The sequence below is a fragment of the Streptomyces hygroscopicus subsp. hygroscopicus genome, assembly GCF_001553455.1.
Taxonomy (GTDB): Bacteria; Actinomycetota; Actinomycetes; order Streptomycetales; family Streptomycetaceae; genus Streptomyces; species Streptomyces hygroscopicus.
This window is the reverse complement of sequence record NZ_BBOX01000285.1, coordinates 1-1,794: the sequence shown is the minus strand read 5'-3', so window position 1 is coordinate 1,794 and position 1,794 is coordinate 1. Positions and strand designations below refer to the sequence as shown.

General features: G+C 77.5%; 2 protein-coding genes. Both read right to left on the bottom strand.

Annotated elements, in window-relative coordinates:
- Positions 1–73: 73 nt before the first annotated feature.
- Entirely contained in the window at positions 74–1,114 is a 1,041-nt protein-coding gene (nrfD, locus tag AXW62_RS26855) for an NrfD/PsrC family molybdoenzyme membrane anchor subunit (protein ID WP_174556438.1), read from the bottom strand.
- The coding region (locus AXW62_RS26850) for a 4Fe-4S dicluster domain-containing protein (protein WP_060946786.1) at positions 1,111–1,794 on the bottom strand (684 nt) is incomplete at its 5' end. The genes AXW62_RS26850 and nrfD, both read right to left, overlap by 4 nt.

Sequence of the window (1,794 nt, the reverse complement as noted above, 5' to 3'; positions counted from 1 at the left end):
CCGGAAGGCCGAAGGGGCGGATCCGGCCCGGCGCCCGGGGCCGCCGCGCCCGGCTGAGGGGCGGCGGCGGTGGTCAACGACGGTCGGCCCGTGCCTCCAGGCGCTCCCGCTGTGGGACGACGGTGTACCTGGGGTCCTCGGCGGAGGCCACGCCGGCGTGGAACACCCCCCACCGCAGGGCCGCCGACCCGGCCAGCAGGGCCGTGCCCGCGCCCGCGGCGAGCAGCCGGGCCCAGCCGCTCGTATGGCCGCGGCGGCCCGCGTGGACCGCCAGCGCGGCACCGCCCGCCGTGAGCACCTCCGCCGCACGCATCAGCCGGTGCGGCTTGCCCCGCTCGTACGGCTCGGCCGCCGTCCCCATGCGCCGCTTCATCACCTGGAAAGCGCCCAGCTCCAGCGCGGCACCGAGCACCGCCGAGCGGCGCGCCGGCCCGGTCTCCCGGACCGGGGCGCAGACCAGGGCCAGTCCGGCGGCGGCGGTGGCGGCCGAACCCGCGAAGACGAACGGCAGCTCGCGGTGGCCCTCGTGCCACGACGGCGAGGCGGTGTCGGACAGCAGTACGGCGGTGTAGGTGGCGACCAGGGGGCCGAGCGCGGCGGCGCCCGCCGTGGCGGCGGCACCGACGCTCCGATGGCGGCCCGTGACATCGGCGGCGGCCGCGGCCACGGTGAGCGGCGCGTACCCCGCCAGCAGCCAGGACCCCAGGTTCATGGGGGAGGTGGGCTTGAGGACCCGCAGCATGTTGAAGAAGCGGGCGGGGCGCCCCAGGTCGTGTACGAGCGCGGCCAGGCTGACCAGGATGGCGCCGGAAGCGCCCAGTTTCGCCGCGCGGGCCAGCCCCGGGCGGCCGGTGACGTGGCCCCCGGCGGCCAGCGGCGACGACGCCCCGGCGAGCCCGCCGAGGTAGAGGTAGCCCGCGATGTCGAGCGGCTGCCACGTCGGCTTCTTCAGGATCGGCCGGCCGTAGTACGAGGAGAACTCGGCCTCGGGGACCATGGGCCGCTCGCCGCGTCCGCGGCGCCGCCGGCGGCGCCCGGCCACCGCGCCGGTGAGCGCCTCGCGCCCGGGGCGCGCGCCTTCCGTCCCTCCCCGGGTGACATCGGATCCGCTCATCGTGGCCTCCCGAGGAAACTGGCGACGGTCAGCGCGGCGAGTGACGCGGCCGCGGCCGCCGCGTGCCGCCACATGGCGGGCAGGTCGCGGGTGGTGACGACCGGGTCGGGCGGCAGTCCGTACACCTCCGGCTCGTCCAGCAGCAGGAAGAACGCGCCGTCGCCGCCCACGCCGTCCCGCGGACTCTCGCCGTACAGGCGCGCGTCCGCGACACCGGCCGCCTGCAGGTGCCCGACCCGGGCCGCCGCCCGCTCCCGCAGCTCCTCCAGGGGGCCGAACTGGATGGAGTCGGTGGGGCACGCCTGGGCACAGGCCGGTTCCCCGCCGACGCCGAGCCGGTCGTAGCACAGGGTGCACTTCCAGGCGCGTCCGTCGCCGGGGCGCTGGTCGATGACCCCGTAGGGGCAGGCGGGTACGCAGTAGCCGCACCCGTTGCAGATGTCCTCCTGCACCACGACCGTGCCGAACTCGGTGCGGAACAGCGACCCGGTCGGGCAGACGTCGAGGCATGCCGCGTGCGTGCAGTGCTTGCACACGTCCGAGGACATCAGCCAGCGCAGTTCGGTCCGTCCGTCGGGCGCGACGGGCGAGATCTCCCCACCCGGCGCGCCCGCGGGGGCGCGGCCGGGCTCGGGGACCGTGGCGCCGTGGCCGGGGGAGGAGGGGCCGGGGGAGGAGGG